The organism is Arthrobacter sunyaminii (genome assembly GCF_018866305.1).
GTDB lineage: Bacteria > Actinomycetota > Actinomycetes > Actinomycetales > Micrococcaceae > Arthrobacter_B > Arthrobacter_B sunyaminii.
Window position 1 is genome coordinate 1,808,437 of the sequence record NZ_CP076456.1, and the last position, 15,139, is coordinate 1,823,575.

Annotated in this window: 14 protein-coding genes and 1 tRNA gene; 12 read left to right on the forward strand and 3 right to left on the reverse strand. The window is 63.8% G+C overall.

Annotation, left to right across the window (positions count from 1 at the left end):
• Positions 1 to 24 precede the first annotated feature (24 nt).
• A complete protein-coding gene (locus KG104_RS08010; RefSeq protein ID WP_104160881.1) occupies positions 25 to 417 on the forward strand; it encodes an SHOCT domain-containing protein in 393 nt (130 codons plus the stop codon).
• Positions 418 to 487: 70 nt separating this feature from the next.
• Here KG104_RS08010 and KG104_RS08015 read toward each other — a convergent pair whose 3' ends face one another.
• A complete protein-coding gene (locus tag KG104_RS08015) occupies positions 488 to 1,093 on the reverse strand; it encodes an ANTAR domain-containing response regulator (RefSeq protein ID WP_104054501.1) in 606 nt (201 codons plus the stop codon).
• A 128-nt stretch (positions 1,094 to 1,221) separates the two neighbouring features.
• Between KG104_RS08015 and KG104_RS08020 the strand changes: the two genes are divergently transcribed.
• From KG104_RS08020 to KG104_RS08055, 8 genes are all read left to right on the forward strand, one after another.
• Positions 1,222 to 1,306 (forward strand) — tRNA-Leu (locus tag KG104_RS08020).
• Positions 1,307 to 1,772: 466 nt separating this feature from the next.
• A complete protein-coding gene (iolC, locus tag KG104_RS08025; protein WP_207346667.1) occupies positions 1,773 to 2,765 on the forward strand; it encodes a 5-dehydro-2-deoxygluconokinase in 993 nt (330 codons plus the stop codon).
• Positions 2,762 to 3,700 carry a Cgl0159 family (beta/alpha)8-fold protein gene (locus KG104_RS08030; protein ID WP_207346668.1) on the forward strand — a complete coding sequence of 313 codons (939 nt, stop codon included), beginning with the start codon at positions 2,762 to 2,764 and terminating at the stop codon, positions 3,698 to 3,700. Before iolC ends, KG104_RS08030 begins: the two co-directional genes overlap by 4 nt.
• A gap of 11 nt (positions 3,701 to 3,711) precedes the next feature.
• Positions 3,712 to 5,676: a 3D-(3,5/4)-trihydroxycyclohexane-1,2-dione acylhydrolase (decyclizing) gene (gene iolD / locus KG104_RS08035; protein WP_207346849.1), complete on the forward strand. Its 1,965-nt coding sequence runs from the start codon at positions 3,712 to 3,714 to the stop codon at positions 5,674 to 5,676.
• Positions 5,669 to 6,583 carry a sugar phosphate isomerase/epimerase family protein gene (locus KG104_RS08040; protein ID WP_207346669.1) on the forward strand — a complete coding sequence of 305 codons (915 nt, stop codon included), beginning with the start codon at positions 5,669 to 5,671 and terminating at the stop codon, positions 6,581 to 6,583. The genes iolD and KG104_RS08040 overlap by 8 nt, the downstream gene beginning before the upstream one ends.
• Before the next feature lie 58 nt (positions 6,584 to 6,641).
• A complete protein-coding gene (locus KG104_RS08045) occupies positions 6,642 to 7,658 on the forward strand; it encodes a Gfo/Idh/MocA family protein (RefSeq protein WP_104054496.1) in 1,017 nt (338 codons plus the stop codon).
• A gap of 57 nt (positions 7,659 to 7,715) precedes the next feature.
• Positions 7,716 to 8,618: a sugar phosphate isomerase/epimerase family protein gene (locus KG104_RS08050; protein ID WP_104054495.1), complete on the forward strand. Its 903-nt coding sequence runs from the start codon at positions 7,716 to 7,718 to the stop codon at positions 8,616 to 8,618.
• Between the two features lie 86 nt (positions 8,619 to 8,704).
• Positions 8,705 to 10,114: a sugar porter family MFS transporter gene (locus KG104_RS08055; RefSeq protein WP_104161408.1), complete on the forward strand. Its 1,410-nt coding sequence runs from the start codon at positions 8,705 to 8,707 to the stop codon at positions 10,112 to 10,114.
• 37 nt (positions 10,115 to 10,151) lie between these two features.
• Here the strand turns inward: KG104_RS08055 and iolB are convergent, their stop codons facing one another.
• Positions 10,152 to 11,051, reverse strand: a complete 900-nt coding sequence (iolB, locus tag KG104_RS08060; RefSeq protein ID WP_207346670.1) for a 5-deoxy-glucuronate isomerase — start codon at positions 11,049 to 11,051, stop codon at positions 10,152 to 10,154.
• 28 nt (positions 11,052 to 11,079) lie between these two features.
• Positions 11,080 to 11,820 carry a GntR family transcriptional regulator gene (locus KG104_RS08065; RefSeq protein ID WP_104160889.1) on the reverse strand — a complete coding sequence of 247 codons (741 nt, stop codon included), beginning with the start codon at positions 11,818 to 11,820 and terminating at the stop codon, positions 11,080 to 11,082.
• A 284-nt stretch (positions 11,821 to 12,104) separates the two neighbouring features.
• Between KG104_RS08065 and KG104_RS08070 the strand changes: the two genes are divergently transcribed.
• From KG104_RS08070 to KG104_RS08080, 3 genes are read left to right on the forward strand one after another with little or no spacing between them, the layout of a single operon-like run.
• Positions 12,105 to 13,100 (forward strand): substrate-binding domain-containing protein, encoded by a 996-nt coding sequence (locus tag KG104_RS08070; RefSeq protein ID WP_207346671.1) that lies wholly within the window; start codon positions 12,105 to 12,107, stop codon positions 13,098 to 13,100.
• Positions 13,101 to 13,157: 57 nt separating this feature from the next.
• Positions 13,158 to 14,207 carry an ABC transporter permease gene (locus KG104_RS08075; RefSeq protein WP_104054491.1) on the forward strand — a complete coding sequence of 350 codons (1,050 nt, stop codon included), beginning with the start codon at positions 13,158 to 13,160 and terminating at the stop codon, positions 14,205 to 14,207.
• 15 nt (positions 14,208 to 14,222) lie between these two features.
• Positions 14,223 to 15,125 carry an ATP-binding cassette domain-containing protein gene (locus KG104_RS08080; RefSeq protein WP_104054490.1) on the forward strand — a complete coding sequence of 301 codons (903 nt, stop codon included), beginning with the start codon at positions 14,223 to 14,225 and terminating at the stop codon, positions 15,123 to 15,125.
• The last annotated feature ends 14 nt before the right edge of the window (positions 15,126 to 15,139 follow it).

Below are 15,139 nucleotides of genomic sequence, written 5' to 3' on the forward strand. Positions count from 1 at the left end.
GTACGGCCTGAGAGAGGAGCAGCTTTGAGCTACTGGGACAATTTTTGGGACATCCTTTGGTGGGTTTTCACCGTGACAGTCCTCTTTGCCTATTTGTTTACCCTCTTTGCGGTGATCAGCGACTTGTTCCGTGATCGCGGACTGAGCGGCTGGGCCAAAGCTGTGTGGGTTATCTTTCTGGTGCTGTTTCCGTTCCTCACAGTCCTCGTTTATCTCATCGCCCGCGGGAGGGGAATGAATGAACGGGCCAGGAGGGAGTCACAGGAATTGCAGAACTCCACGGAGGAATACATTCGCCGGGTTGCGGCCTCTTCCCCCAGCGACGAAATCTCCAAGGCCAAGGACCTGCTTGACGCCGGTGCCATCACCCCGCAGGAATTCGAAACCATCAAGGGCAGAGCGTTGTCCGCGGCCTGATGCCGAGCGCAAAAAACCCCGCCCGACGACGTCGGGCGGGGTTTTTCTTGGCGGGGTCGCCTGAGAAGCCTTAGTTGACCTGGTTGATGATGGTCTCGGCGACTTCACGCATGCTCAGGCGGCGGTCCATGGAGGTCTTCTGGATCCAGCGGAAGGCCTCGGGTTCCGTGAGGCCCATCTTGGTGGTCAGCAGCGATTTGGCGCGCTCCACCAGCTTGCGGGTGGCGAACTGCTCCTTGAGGTCGCTGACCTCTTCCTCGAGGGCCTTGATTTCCTCGTGGCGGGACAGCGCAATCTCGATCGCGGGAATCAGGTCAGCGGGGGTGAAGGGCTTGACCACATAGGCCATGGCCCCAGCCTCGCGGGCGCGTTCAACCAGTTCCTTCTGGCTGAAGGCGGTCAGCAGGACAACCGGCGCGATGCGGGCCTTGACGATCTGCTCAGCTGCCGTGATGCCGTCCATGACGGGCATCTTGACGTCCATCAAGACCAGATCGGGCTTCAACTCGGTGGCAAGGGCAACGGCCTTCTCGCCGTTGTCGGCTTCACCAACGACGTCGTATCCCTCACCGGTGAGGATTTCCACGATGTCGAGGCGGATCAGCGTCTCATCTTCGGCGACAATGACGCGCCGCGCCGGCGTGTTGGACGGGGCGGGCTCGGTGGACTCAGACACAGGTGCTCCTCAGAATGCGGTTGACTGCCGTGTGCGAACTGACAGTTCACACAAATAGCCTATCCGCATGTAGAGTAGATTCGCGCCCAACACGGAATGTGAACTTTGTGATTCACACCGCAGGGCTGGCCCGAATGGCGGAATTGGCAGACGCGCTGCACTCAAAATGCAGTATCGAGAGGTGTGTGGGTTCGAGTCCCACTTCGGGCACCAAAGAAAATCGTCCAGACATTGTTCACGGATGAGTCGCGACACAGGTAACACCCCGGTCTTCGGACCGGGGTGTTTTCTTTTGCGCCGGACAGCCGGACAGCCGGAACGCTGCGGTCACGGACACCGCAGGCATTCATGCTGCACCTGCCACCCCTCAAGACTTGTCTGGACCACCTGCTCCAGGGATGAAACATTGCTGAGGCGGAGGAGGTCTTTCAAATCGTCCGGGCTGGTCGCGGAAATGACAGGACAAAGGTCGCCTGCTGGGCTGACATGGCCTTCCTGCACCCCTGTGTGGCTGCGCCGGTAGTCAGCGATACGGCCCTCTGGAGCGGTTGGGTCAGTTGATTCTGTCGAAGACATTGACAGGACAAAGTTGGGGGCACAGGATGTGCATGTGACTGCGGTCACGCTTTAGCCAATAAGGGCGGCGGCGCCGTCCCCAGCGGAAAGGCCGGCGGACACAGTGCCTCACGAAGTGCTTACCATCGGACGGATCAGCGTTGACATCTACCCGCAGGACATTGGAGTGGATCTGGCGGATGTCACCTCCTTTGCCAAGTACCTTGGCGGATCACCATCCAACGTTGCGGTCGCCGCGGCCCGGCACGGGCGCAGGGCCGCCGTCATCACCCGGACCGGTGACGATCCGTTCGGAAAATACCTGCACCGGGAACTGTTGAGGTTCGGCGTCGACGACAGCTATGTCACTGCCGTTCCGGAGCTCCAAACCCCCGTGACCTTCTGCGCGATCATGCCGCCGGAGGACTTCCCCCTGTATTTTTACGGCCGGTTTCCAACGGCGCCCGATCTGCAGATCGCGGCCGAAGACCTGGACATGGACGCCGTCCGGCAGGCAGGTATCTTTTGGTCCACGGTGACAGGCCTGAGCCAGGAATCCAGCCGGGGAGCGCATTTGGCCGCCCACCGTGCCCGGCCAAGGGAGGCGCTGGGACCGGAACAGCACACGGTCCTTGATCTGGACTACCGGCCGATGTTCTGGTCCGGGGAGGATGAAGCCCGAGAACAAATCCACAGCATCCTTCCGTACGTCACGGTTGCGGTGGGCAATACCAAGGAATGCTCGGTGGCGGTGGGAGCAGGAACGCCCGAAGAACAGGCTGACAGGCTGCTTGCCGAAGGCGTTGCGTTGGCGGTGGTCAAACTGGGGGCTGACGGAGTCTTGGCAAAAACCCCAACCGAGTGCGTGATCTCTCCGCCCGTTCCGATGGAGACGGTGAACGGGCTTGGAGCCGGAGATGCCTTTGGCGGCGCGTTATGCCACGGGCTGCTGGCGCGGTGGCCCCTGGCCGCAGTGCTGGAATACGCCAACGCAGCGGGTGCGCTGGTGGCATCGCGGATCTCCTGCGCGGATGCCATGCCCACGCCCACGGAAGTTCTCGAGCTGCTGACCGAACGCGGCCGGATGGTGCCGGAACTCCTGGAGGCAACTACGTGAACGGCTTCGATGACAACCCGCGACGCTACGAGCACCTGACCAGCCTCCGGCTGGAGGACCCCGGAGCCGTCAGCCGCGCGGCTGCCGAACGCCGTCCCCACCCCGGACCACGGCTGGGGAAACAAAACTTTATTGTTGCAGCCGATCATCCGGCCCGCGGCGCCCTCGCCGTAGGCAAGCAGTCCATGGCGATGGCAGACCGCCATGATCTTCTGGACCGGTTGCTATCCGCGCTGGCCCATCCGGCAGTGGACGGTGTGCTGGCCACAGCCGACATCATGGATGACCTGCTCCTGCTGGGTGCTCTGGACGGCAAACTGCTGTTCGGCTCCATGAACCGGGGCGGGCTGGCCGGTTCCGTCAATGAACCCGACGACCGGTTCACGGGCCACACCGCGGCCGCGCTGCAGTCGCTGGGCGCCACCGGGGGCAAAATGCTCGTCCGCATCTGCCTGGGAGACCCGGCAACGGTCAGCACGCTGGAATCAGCCGCGAAAACCATCGACGCCCTCGCAGAGCGGCACCTGGTGGCAATGGTGGAACCGTTCATGTCCGTGTGGGATCACGGCGGCCTGCGCAACGACCTGACCGCCGACGCCGTCATCACCTCCATTGCCATCGCCTCGGGACTGGGTTCCACCAGCGCCTATACCTGGCTGAAGCTGCCCGTGGTCCCCGACATGGAGCGGGTTCTGGCAGCCACCACCATGCCCGCTGTCCTGCTCGGCGGAGACCCGTCCGGGTCCCCGCAGGACACCTTGAACCGCTGGCAGGCGGCCTTGAAACTGCCCGGCGTCCAGGGCCTGACCGTAGGCAGAACCCTGCTGTACCCCAAAAGCGGTGACGTCGGCGAGGCCGTGGCCGCGGCGGCCTCGCTGCTCAACAACCACCCGGCACGGACCTTTGTCCCCGAACAGGAAGTGCCTGCACCATGAAAACGCGCAGCATGACGGTGGCCCAGGCTGTGGTCGAGTTCCTGGGCAAACAGTACGTTGTGGACAGCATCGGGGGTGTGGACTACCGCGAGCGCCTGATCCCCGGCATCTTCGGCATCTTTGGCCACGGCAACGTTGCCGGGGTGGGCCAGGCACTAAAACAGGAGCAGGTCCGGGACCCGGATGTGATGCCCTATTACCAGGGACGTAATGAACAGGCGATGGTGCATCAGGCGGTGGGATACGCACGGCACGTACGCCGGCGCGCCACTTATGCGGTGACCAGCTCCATTGGGCCGGGAGCCACCAACATGCTCACCGGGGCTGCCGTGGCCACCACCAACCGGCTTCCCGTGCTGCTGCTCCCGGCAGACACCTTCGCCACCCGGGCGGCGGATCCCGTGCTGCAGCAGCTGGAGCGTCCGGACGCTTACGACATCACCGTCAATGACGCCTTCCGCCCGCTGTCCCGGTACTTTGACCGGGTGGTCCGGCCGGAACAGCTCTATTCGGCCTTCCTCAACGGTCTGCGGGTCCTTACGGATCCTGCCGACACCGGCGCGGTCACCATTTCGCTGCCCCAGGATGTCCAGGCCGAGACACTCGACGTGCCCGCAGAATTCCTCGCGGAGCGGGAATGGCGCATCCGCCGCCCTGAGCCCGACGAGGATGACATCCTCCGCGCCGCCCAGCTGATCCGCTCAGCCCGGCGTCCGCTGATCATCGCGGGAGGCGGAGTGCTGTACGCGTTCGCCACCGCTCAGCTGGCGCGGCTGGCCGAACTCACGGGCATACCGGTTGCCTACACCCAGGCCGGCGTCGGATCGCTGCCCTGGGACGCTCCGTACTGCCTCGGCGCTGTCGGTTCCACCGGCACGACGGCGGCCAACACCGTCGCACACGACGCGGACCTGATCATTGGCATCGGCACCCGCTACGAGGACTTCACCACGGCCTCGCGCACGGCTTTCCAGGATCCGGACGTGAAGTTCGTGAACATCAACGTGGCACCGCTGGACGCGTACAAGCTGGGCACCGCGCTGCCAATCGTGGCTGATGCCCGCAAGGCGCTGCTTCGACTGACGGAGGCCCTGTCCGGTTACCGCGTTGGTGCGGACCTGGAGCAGCTGGTGGCAGCGGAAAAGAAGCGCTGGAACGCCACTGTGGACGAGGTTTTCGACACCCGGCATGTTCCGCTGCCCAGCCAAAACGAAATCATCGGAGCCGTTCGCCGCGCTACCGCCGCACGCGACGTCGTCGTCTGCGCTGCCGGATCCCTGCCCGGCGACCTGCACAAAATGTGGCGCATTGCCGACCCCTTCGGCTACCACGTGGAATATGCCTTCTCCACCATGGGCTATGAAATCCCGGGCGGACTGGGAGTAAAACGCGCCGCCGTTGACGAGGCACGCCGTGCCGGGAACGGCGAGGCGCCGCGCGACGTCGTCGTCATGGTGGGTGACGGCTCCTACCTGATGATGCACACCGAACTGGTCACCGCCGTAGCCGAAGGCATCAAGCTCATAACCGTCCTGATCCAGAACCACGGATACGCCTCCATCGGGGCGCTGTCCGAGTCGCTGGGCTCGCAGCGGTTCGGCACCCGTTACCGGACGCTGGATCCCGTGCACCGAACCTTCGACGACGGCGATTTGCTGCCCGTTGATCTCGCGGCAAATGCGCAATCACTGGGCGTTCGCGTCATCCGGGTGGAGCCCGGTGACAATGCAGTGGCCGATCTGGAGACGGCCGTCGCCAAGGCCAAGGCCGAACCCGAGGGCAGCGGGCCGGTGCTGATTCACGTCGAGTCCAATCCGCTGATCGATGCTCCCGATTCCGAATCCTGGTGGGACGTTCCCGTAGCCGGCGCCTCCGAACTGGAGTCCACCCGGGATGCCCACAGCACCTACCTCCGGCACAAGGCCGCACAGAAACCGTTGATCGGTGACGCAGAGACAGGACCGGCACATGACTGAGAACAAGCTCATCATCGGAACCGCACCGGATTCCTGGGGCGTCTGGTTCGCCCAGGACCCCCGGCAAACCCCATGGCAGCGTTTCCTGGACGAAGCGGCCGAAGCCGGTTACCGGTGGATCGAACTGGGACCGTACGGCTACCTGCCTTCCGATCCGGTCCGGCTGGCGGATGAGCTGGGGCAGCGCGGCCTGCAGGTCTCCGCCGGAACCGTCTTCACGGCCTTTCACCGCGGCGCCGATCAGTGGGAGGAAGCATGGGAGCCGGCCCGCCGGGTTGCTGAACTCACGGCGGCCATGGGCGGGCAGCACATGGTGGTGATTCCGGCGATGTGGCGCGACGACGTAACCGGAGAAGCGATCGAGAGTTCCGACCTTACGCCGGAACAACTCCAGGACCTGTTTCTCGGCCACAACCGGCTGGGAAAGGTGCTGGCCGAGGATTACGGACTGCAGCAGCAGTTCCACCCGCACGCCGACTCGCACGTATGTGCGCAGCCGGACATTGAACGCTTCCTGCAGGAAACCGATCCCGCACTGGTGTCCCTGTGCCTGGACACCGGACATGCGCAGTACGGAGATGCGGACAGCGTGGAGCTGATGACCACCTACCCGGAGCGCATCGGCTACCTGCACCTGAAACAGGTGGATCCGCAGGTCCTGGACACGGTCCGCCGGGAGAACCTGACCTGGGCCGCGGCAAACCGGGCCGGGGTCATGAGTGAACCACCGGGGGGACTGCCTGATCTGTCCCTAATCATCGCGGCGGCCGAGGAACTGAACCGGCCGCTGTTCGGGATCGTGGAGCAGGACATGTACCCGGTGGCCAATCTGGATGTACCCCTGCCGATCGCCCGCCGGACCCGCAACTACCTGCTCTCCTGCGGTTCACGGACGCGCGTTTCCTAGCTGCCGCCTTACCCAACTTTCGCAACCAGCTCCGCAAGGATCACCTAAGGAGGCTCCTATGAGCCGGAATCTCAGCGTTGCCGTCATCGGTGCCGGACGCATGGGCGTTGACCATATACAGCGCCTGGCCCGGCGCACCCACGGGGCGGAGGTAAGCGCCGTCGTCGACATCGATCCTGCCCGGGCAGCCGCCGCAGCCGCCGGTGTTCCCGGTGCCGCTGCCCTGACCGACATCCGCGCAGCACTTGAGGACCCGCGCACGGACGCTGTGCTGATCGCAACGCCCGGCTTTCTGCATGAAGACGCATTGCACGCCGCGCTCGCCCGGGACATCCCCATCCTCTGCGAAAAACCCCTGACCCCGGACTCGGTGTCGGCCTGGCGGGTGCTGCAGGCGGAGGAGAAGCTGGGCCGCAAACGCATCCAGGTGGGCTTCATGCGCCGCTATGACGCCGAGTATGCGCATCTGGCCGAGCTGATCCGCAGCGGAGAACTGGGCGAGCTGCTGATGCTGCACCACCAGCACCGCAACCCCGCCACACCGCCCGGATTCAGCAACGAAATGCTGATCAACGACTCCGTGGTGCACGAGTTTGACGCCGTCCGGTTCTTTAGCGCGGAAGAGATTACCTCGGTGCGGGTGCGCACCGGCAAGACCACCCGCAACGCCCCGGCGGGCATGAATGACCCGCAGCAGGTGCTAATGGAAACAACCTCGGGTGTGCTGGCCGACGTGGAGATCTATGTCAATGCCCAGTACGGCTACGAGGTGGGCACCCAGGCGGTGTTCGAGCAGGGAGTAGTGCGGATCGGAAACCACGCCGGCCCGTACCTGAGCGCCCGCGGACGCTGGGGCGGCACCGTCCTGCCGGGGTTTGCCGAGCGGTTCAGCGCCGCCTACGACCGCGAAATCCAGTCCTGGGTGGACGCTGCCCTGCAGGGGGACATCGGCGGGCCCAGTGCCTGGGACGGATACGCGGCGGCGGCCTGCTGCGAAGCCGGCGTCGAAGCGCAGAAAACCGGCCGTACGGTTGCCGTTGAGCTTCACGAAAAGCCCCTGCTGTACCAGAGCTGACCACGGCGCCGGTGCGATGCAGAGCAATGCGTTGCCAGCGAAAGAGGAGTGCGAACAATGAAGATTGCCTTGGACCCAACGCCGTTCCATCACAGCCACTCGCTGCTGGAGTTTCCGCAGCTGGCCGCAGATTTGGGATACGAATACCTGCAGCTCACGCCGCATCCGGATTTTCTGCCGTTCTTTACCCATCCCAAAGCTGACGACGCCCTGGTAGCCGACCTGAAAAAGGCCTGTGCCGAAGCAGAAGTTGAGATTGCCTCGGTCCTGCCGGTGCTGCGGTGGTCCTCGCCTGACGAAAATCTCCGCGAGACTGCGGTGCGCTACTGGAAGCGGGCCGTGCAGATCGCCGTCGACCTCGGCACCGTGCAGCTGAACACAGAATTTGGCGGACGCCCGGAACAACCGGAAGAATCCGAGGCCGCTTTCTACCGCTCCATGGAGGAGCTGGTGCCGGTGTTTGAGCGCGAGGGACTCCACGTGGCCATAGATCCCCACCCCGATGACTTCGTTGAGGAAGGCCTGGCCGCATGGCGGGTGATCCGGGGTGTCAATTCGCCAAATCTCGGCTTTGTCCTTGTCGCTGCTCATTCTTTTCATCTGGCGGACGCGCCGGGTGACATTCTGGCCGCCGTGGGGGAGCAGCTGCGGGTTGTCCATATGGCGGACACCATGAACCACCGTGCATCGCACGGCCTGCGCTACATCACCAACCCGCCGGGCAATACCGTCCGGGTGCACCAGCACCTGAAGATCGGTGACGGAGACGTGGACTGGCAGGAGCTTCTCGAGGCTCTGTCCGGCAACGGATTCCTGGACCGCACAGAGTCCGTCATGGTCTCCAGCGTCTTCGCTGAAGATGAAAACGCCCACGAAGTATCCCGCTACCAGCTCACCACCATGATGGACATGATCCGCGGACGCGGGGATGCCCCGGAACGGACGGAGGACAAGCAATGAGCGCGACCAACCAGCCCGAACGGGGCATCAGTCCTGAGCAGGAACCCGGGCGCATCAGGGATCGCGGCCAGTCCCCGGACGCCGGGATGAAACCCAACAAGGCGCTCAAACGCATCACCGCGGTCAGTACGCTGGGCGGCCTGCTGTTTGGCTATGACACAGGCGTCATCAATGGAGCGCTGCCCTTCATGGAGGACGATCTGGGCCTGACGCCGCTGACCACCGGGCTGGTCACCAGTTCGCTGCTTGTCGGTGCTGCCTTCGGTGCGCTGTCCGGCGGCAGGCTCGGGGACCGCTATGGCCGCCGGCGCCTGATCATGGGATTGGCCGCCGTGTTCCTGCTGGGAACCATCGGAGTGTCGCTGGCACCGAACGTTGCCGTCATGGTGGCTTTCCGTTTCATTCTTGGCCTGGCAGTGGGCGGAGCCTCGGCCATGGTGCCGGTGTTCCTGGCGGAAATGGCCCCGGCCCACCTGCGCGGACAGATGGTGACCCGGAACGAGCTGATGATCGTCAGCGGCCAGCTGCTCGCCTTCGTGACCAACGCGGTACTTGGCAATGTCTGGGCTGACGAGACGCACATCTGGCGGTGGATGCTGGTGCTCGCGACCCTGCCCGCCATCGGACTGTGGATCGGGATGCTCCGGGTACCGGAGAGCCCGCGCTGGCTCGCCTCGATCGGGAGCTTCCCCGAAGCCTTCGAAGTGCTCAAGAAGATCCGGACCGCGGCGGTGGCACGGAAGGAAATTGACGACGTCCGGGCGCTGGCGCGTGAGGACTATGAGGCGAAGAAGGGATCCTTCAAGGATTTGCGGGTGCCGTGGATGCGGCACATATTCTTGATCGGCGTAGGGGTGGCGATCTGCCAGCAGATCACCGGCGTGAACTCGATCATGTATTACGGCACCGAAATCCTGAAGCAGTCCGGATTCGGCACGCAGGCCGCGCTGACAGCAAACATCGCCAACGGTGTGATCTCCGTCCTGGCAACCTTCGCGGGGATCTGGCTGCTGGGCAGGGTCGGCAGGCGCCCAATGCTAATGGTCGGCCAGATTGGAACCATTACCGCACTGTCCCTGATCGGTCTCTTTTCGCTGCTGCTGCCCGAGGGCACCGGGCGCGGCTTCGTGATCCTGGCGCTGACCGTCACCTTCCTCGCATTCCAGCAGGGTGCCATTTCACCGGTCACATGGCTGATGCTCTCGGAGATCTTCCCGCTGAAGATCCGCGGGCTGGGGATGGGCAGCACCGCCTTCATCCTCTGGATGGTCAATTTTGCCGTAGGTTTCAGCTTTCCCATGCTCACGGCGGGCCTTGGAATCTCCGGCACGTTCTTCCTTTTCGCGGGACTCGGTGTGTTTGCCGTGCTCTTCGTCAAGGCGTATCTGCCCGAAACACGCGGCAAGTCACTGGAGGAACTGGAGGAGCAGTTCCACGCCAGGGATGCCGCAGCACTTCGCCGGCCAGGTCCGGCGCGGGCCGCGGCGGTCGGGTAGGTGTACTCAGACAGCAGGGTCCCGGTCAGACGGCAGCTCAGGAGGTGAACGGGAGCCGCGGGTCCATCGGCTGTCCGTCCCAGGTTTTCCGGATCCAGCCGTGGTGCGGATCGTCGCTGATCAGCCACTCCCGCACCCGGCCGGGACCGGCCATAATGTTGAGGTAGTAGAGGTCGTATCCCGGGGCTGCCATGGCCGGGCCGTGCCAGCCGTAGGGGACGAGCACAACATCGCCGCTGCGGACTTCGGCCCTGACATCGATCGGCCTTTCATCGGAGGCGTAGACGCGCGCATAGCCCACCGCGTCAACGTCCTCCGGAACCGGTGAACCCGCAGCAGCCCGCGTTTCAAAGTAGTAGATCTCCTCCAGGGACGTCTCCCCGTCCTTCTCCTCATCATGCTTGTGCGGGGGATAGGAAGACCAGTTGCCGGCAGGGGTGAGGACTTCGCAGACAATGAAGCGGTCCGCTTCCAGTGCGGCCGGGGTGCCGAAGTTGTGGACCTGCCGTGAACAGGTTCCCGATCCCCGCAGCTCCACCGGGGTTTCCTCCGCCGTGACCAGCCGCACCGGATAACTCTCGTGCGCCGGGGCCAGGGCCACAGCAACCTTGCCGCCATTGTCCGAGGAGACCGTCAGCGGCGTCCGGACCCCTGAATAGAGGACATCGGTGGCGCCGGCAAAGACCGAGTTCCTGCCCCGCAGCGGATACGTGGTTCCGTCAACCAGGACCGTAAAGGCTCCAACAAGCGGGATGACCAGCCGCTCTTCATCCGCTGCCGGCAGCGACACCGACTCCCCGGGCGCCAGTTCCGTGACCTTTAGGCCGGTGTGTGACCATCCCGGAATCCTGGCGGCGCTGTCCGTTGCTCCCAGCGAAACCTGCCACCCGCCGTCGGCGGCCGAACCCAGCGGATAGACCCAAGGTGTTTCCGACATCCGAATCTCTTTCCCGGGGTGTGCACCCCTAGCGCTGAACCAGTGTCATCTCGAAGCTGTAGGAATCGGCACGATACACGTGGCGTCCGGTTTCGACGTTGCGTCCGGCATCGTCCACTGCGGTGCGTTCCATGGTTACCAATGCGTCACCGGGCGCGATGTCCAGCAGCTCCGCCTGCCGTTTGTCGGCAACGGCGGCACCGATGCGCTGGGTGGCCAGCCTCAAGTTCACTCCGGCATCCCGCAGGAGCTGGTAGAGGCCCTGCTCCCGGAGGGCTCCCTCGGTGATTTCCGTGATGTCATCGCGCACCCAATTCTCCATGAGTGCCAGCGGCTTGCCGCCGACGGTGCGCAGCCGGGAGAAGTGGTAGGTGCGCACGCCCTTGGGCAGTTCCAGCGTCTCTGCGACGGCCCGTGCTGTCTGGCCGTGCCGGAAGTCGAGTACCGCGGTGGCGGGTTTTTGTCCGGACCCCTGCAGATCATCGAACAGGCTGGTCAACTCCAGGTGGCGGCGAACCTGGTTTGATACCACCTGAGTGCCAACACCGCGCTTGCGGACGAGCAGCCCGGCACGGACCAATTCGTCCATGGCCTTGCGCATAGTGGGCCGGGACAGGTTCAGCTTGCCGGCCAGGTCAATCTCGTTGTCCAGCCTGGAGCCGAATTCCAGGACGCCGCTGTGGATGGCTGCTTCAATTCCCTGGACCACTTGGTGGTACAGGGGCACGGGGGAGGACCGGTCAATCGGAATATTGAGCTCCGGACTCATTGCTGGACCTCCGTAGTTTTCCCGGTCTGCACCGCACCATGTAAGGACAAAAACGTTTGCTGTCGAGTGTAACAGCGGTCACTCCGCCGGAGGGATCGCTCACCAATTCTCGCGAACCTGTCTCCTGACAAGCGCTTCGGGTAAGGCGAGTATGTCCTGACAAATGATTGACATGGTCATGCTTGTCGATATATTTGGACTTCCAAGTGCCGAAGCGGGGCGGCGCCCCTCCGGCTGCCGGCTGCTGGCTACTGGGCCGGGCCGTGAAGACAAAGGAGACTTTAATGTCACTCAATTTTTCCCTGCGCAGACTGGCAGCATCGGTGCTGCTGGTTCCTGCGCTGGCCCTGGCAGGATGTTCCAGTTCCGGCGGGAGGACCCCCGAAGCGGACAGCGATAACGGAGGTGCCGTTGCCGGCACTGACCGCATCAAGATTGCCCTGATTACCCACGCGGGTCCGGGAGACACCTTCTGGGACATCGTGCGCAAGGGTGCTGAAGAGGCTTCGGCGAAGGACAATGTTGAGCTTCTGTACAGCTCGGATCCTGAAGGCGGCCGGCAGGCCCAGCTGATTGAGCAGGCCGTGGAGCAGGGCGTGGACGGCATTGCCGTCACCTTGGCGAAACCGGATGCCGTCGCCTCAGCGCTCCAGAAGGCGGAAGCCGCCGGCATTCCGGTGGTGAGCCTGAACTCAGGGGAGGACCGATCTGTTGAACTCGGCGCCTTCACCCACTTTGGTTCCAATGAACAGCTCGCCGGAGAAGCGGTGGGGCAGCGGCTGGCGTCGGACGGGTACGCTCATCCGATCTGCGTGATCCATGAGCAGGGCAACGTGGGACACGAAGCCCGCTGCGCCGGTGTCAAGGCCAAGGTGCCGGGCACCGAAATCCTGTATGTCCAGGGAACCGACATGACCCAGGTCGAGTCCACCGTGACAGCCAAGCTGCAGGCAACAGCGGATGCCGACGTCGTCGTCGGGCTGGGCGCGCCGTATACGCTCACCATCCTGAAGTCCGTGGAGTCTTCCGGCAGCGAGGCCAAGGTAGCCTCCTTCGACCTCAACCCCGACCTCGCCAAGAGGATTGCCGACGGGGAAATCATTTTCACGGTGGACCAGCAGCCCTGGCTTCAGGGCTACGGAGCAGTTGACGCGCTCTGGCAGAACTCCCGCGGAGGCTTCGAGCTCGGAGGCGGCCAGCCGGTGCTCACCGGTCCCACCATCATCGATTCCTCGAACGCCGAACAGGTTGCGGTCTTTGCCGCTGACGGCATCCGCTGATGCGCCGGTCCGGCCCGGGCACGATTGCGGCCCCGGACATGATGAAAGTGAAACCCCATGACGGCTAATACCATCACCCCCGCCGGTCCGGCTGCCGACGAGCGGGTTGCCTCCAAGAGCAGGATGGCCAAACTGCTGGGACGCCCGGAAATCGGGGCGCTGGTGGGTGCCATCGCCTTGTTTGCCTTCTTCTCAGTGGTTGCACCGGTGTTCCTGCAGCCCGGCTCCATTGCCACCGTCCTGTACGGCGCCTCCACCATCGGCATCATGGCCGTGGGTGTCTCGCTGCTGATGATCGGCGGGGAGTTTGACCTGTCCACCGGTGTTGCCGTTATCAGCTCGGCCCTGACGGCATCACTTTTCAGCTGGTACTTTTCGACGAACGTATGGGTGGGCGTTGCGCTGGCGCTGGTGGTGTCGCTGGCGGTTGGCTTCATCAACGGGTGGATTCTGGTCAAGACCAAGCTCCCGTCCTTCATCGTCACTCTCGCAACCTTCCTCATGCTCACCGGGCTTAACCTGGGCCTGACCCGGGCCATCGGCGGAAGCGTTTCTTCACCGTCCATCTCGACCATGGACGGTTTCGATTCCGCCAAGGCCGTGTTCGCCTCGTCCGTCACGCTGGGCGGAGTGGAGGTCCGGATCACCGTCTTTATCTGGATTGCCCTGGTTGCCGTGGCTTCGTGGATCCTGCTGCGCACCCGAATGGGTAACTGGATATTTGCATCCGGCGGTGATGACTACGCCGCCCGCGCCGTCGGTGTTCCCGTGGTGAAGACCAAGATCGGCCTCTTTATGGGTGTTGGCTTCTGCGCTTGGATCCTGGGCATGCATAACCTGTTCGCGTTTTCGACCGTGCAGTCCGGTGAAGGCATCGGCAACGAATTCCTCTACATCATTGCGGCCGTGATTGGCGGTTGCCTGCTGACGGGCGGTTACGGCTCCGCCATTGGCGGCGCCATCGGGGCGTTTATCTTCGGCATGGCCAACAAGGGCATTGTGTACGCGGAATGGAATCCGGACTGGTTCAAGTTCTTCCTGGGCCTCATGCTGCTGCTGGCCACCATGGTGAACATGGTGGTCAAGCGCCGGGCCGAACAAAGCTAGAGACGGAGACAACACATGGACAGCAGGAAAAACCACGCCGACGGCGGTGCAGCCGCTGTGCCTGAGGCTGGGCTGCCGGCTCCGGAGCATCTGCTGCGGCTCGACAAGGTGGGCAAACACTACGGCAACATCATTGCGCTGCACGATGTCACCATGGATGTGGATGCCGGCAAGGTCACCTGCGTGCTGGGCGACAACGGCGCCGGCAAATCGACGCTGATCAAAATCATTGCCGGACTGCACCCGCATGATGAAGGAACCTTCACGGCGCTCGGGGCGGAACGCCACTTCATGTCTCCGCGCTCCGCGCTGGACCTGGGCATTGCCGCCGTCTACCAGGACCTGGCTGTTGTTTCCCTGATGCCGATCTGGCGCAACTTCTTTCTCGGCTCTGAACTCACCACGGGCTCGGGGCCGTTCAAAAGGCTCGACGTTGCGCGGATGAAGGAGATCACCAGGAAAGAGCTGCAGGCCATGGGCATTGACCTGCGCGATGTGGAGCAGCCGGTGGGTCAGCTTTCCGGCGGCGAGCGCCAGTGCGTGGCCATTGCCCGTGCCGTGCACTTCGGTGCGAAGGTGCTGATCCTGGATGAACCGACGGCAGCCCTGGGCGTCAAGCAGTCCGGGGTGGTCCTGCGTTACATCCTGCAGGCCCGTGACCGCGGACTCGGCGTCATCTTCATTACCCACAATCCCCACCATGCCTACCCGGTGGGGGACCGCTTCCTGCTGCTCAAGCGCGGGCGTTCCATCGGCTATTACAGCAAAGAGGACGTCACCTTGGACCAGCTGACCGCCCAGATGGCCGGCGGCGCCGAACTCGAAGAACTGGCCCAGGAACTTGAGGCCCTGGGCAGCCACCGCGAGGTAGTTGCCGAGGTTCAAGCCGAAGTGGGCAGAGGGCCGGCGCGCACCTAGCAACGGGCCTTCAC

Bases quoted from the DNA above. Each gene is read 5' to 3' on its own strand.
- KG104_RS08045 (WP_104054496.1), top strand. From the start codon at position 6,642: ATGAGCCGGAATCTCAGCGTTGCCGTCATCGGTGCCGGACGCATGGGC.
- KG104_RS08050 (WP_104054495.1), top strand. From the start codon at position 7,716: ATGAAGATTGCCTTGGACCCAACGCCGTTCCATCACAGCCACTCGCTG.
- KG104_RS08080 (WP_104054490.1), top strand. From the start codon at position 14,223: ATGGACAGCAGGAAAAACCACGCCGACGGCGGTGCAGCCGCTGTGCCT.
- KG104_RS08075 (WP_104054491.1), top strand. From the start codon at position 13,158: ATGACGGCTAATACCATCACCCCCGCCGGTCCGGCTGCCGACGAGCGG.
- iolD (WP_207346849.1), top strand. From the start codon at position 3,712: ATGACGGTGGCCCAGGCTGTGGTCGAGTTCCTGGGCAAACAGTACGTT.
- KG104_RS08070 (WP_207346671.1), top strand. From the start codon at position 12,105: ATGTCACTCAATTTTTCCCTGCGCAGACTGGCAGCATCGGTGCTGCTG.
- KG104_RS08040 (WP_207346669.1), top strand. From the start codon at position 5,669: ATGACTGAGAACAAGCTCATCATCGGAACCGCACCGGATTCCTGGGGC.
- KG104_RS08055 (WP_104161408.1), top strand. From the start codon at position 8,705: ATGAAACCCAACAAGGCGCTCAAACGCATCACCGCGGTCAGTACGCTG.
- KG104_RS08065 (WP_104160889.1), bottom strand. From the start codon at position 11,820: ATGAGTCCGGAGCTCAATATTCCGATTGACCGGTCCTCCCCCGTGCCC.
- iolB (WP_207346670.1), bottom strand. From the start codon at position 11,051: ATGTCGGAAACACCTTGGGTCTATCCGCTGGGTTCGGCCGCCGACGGC.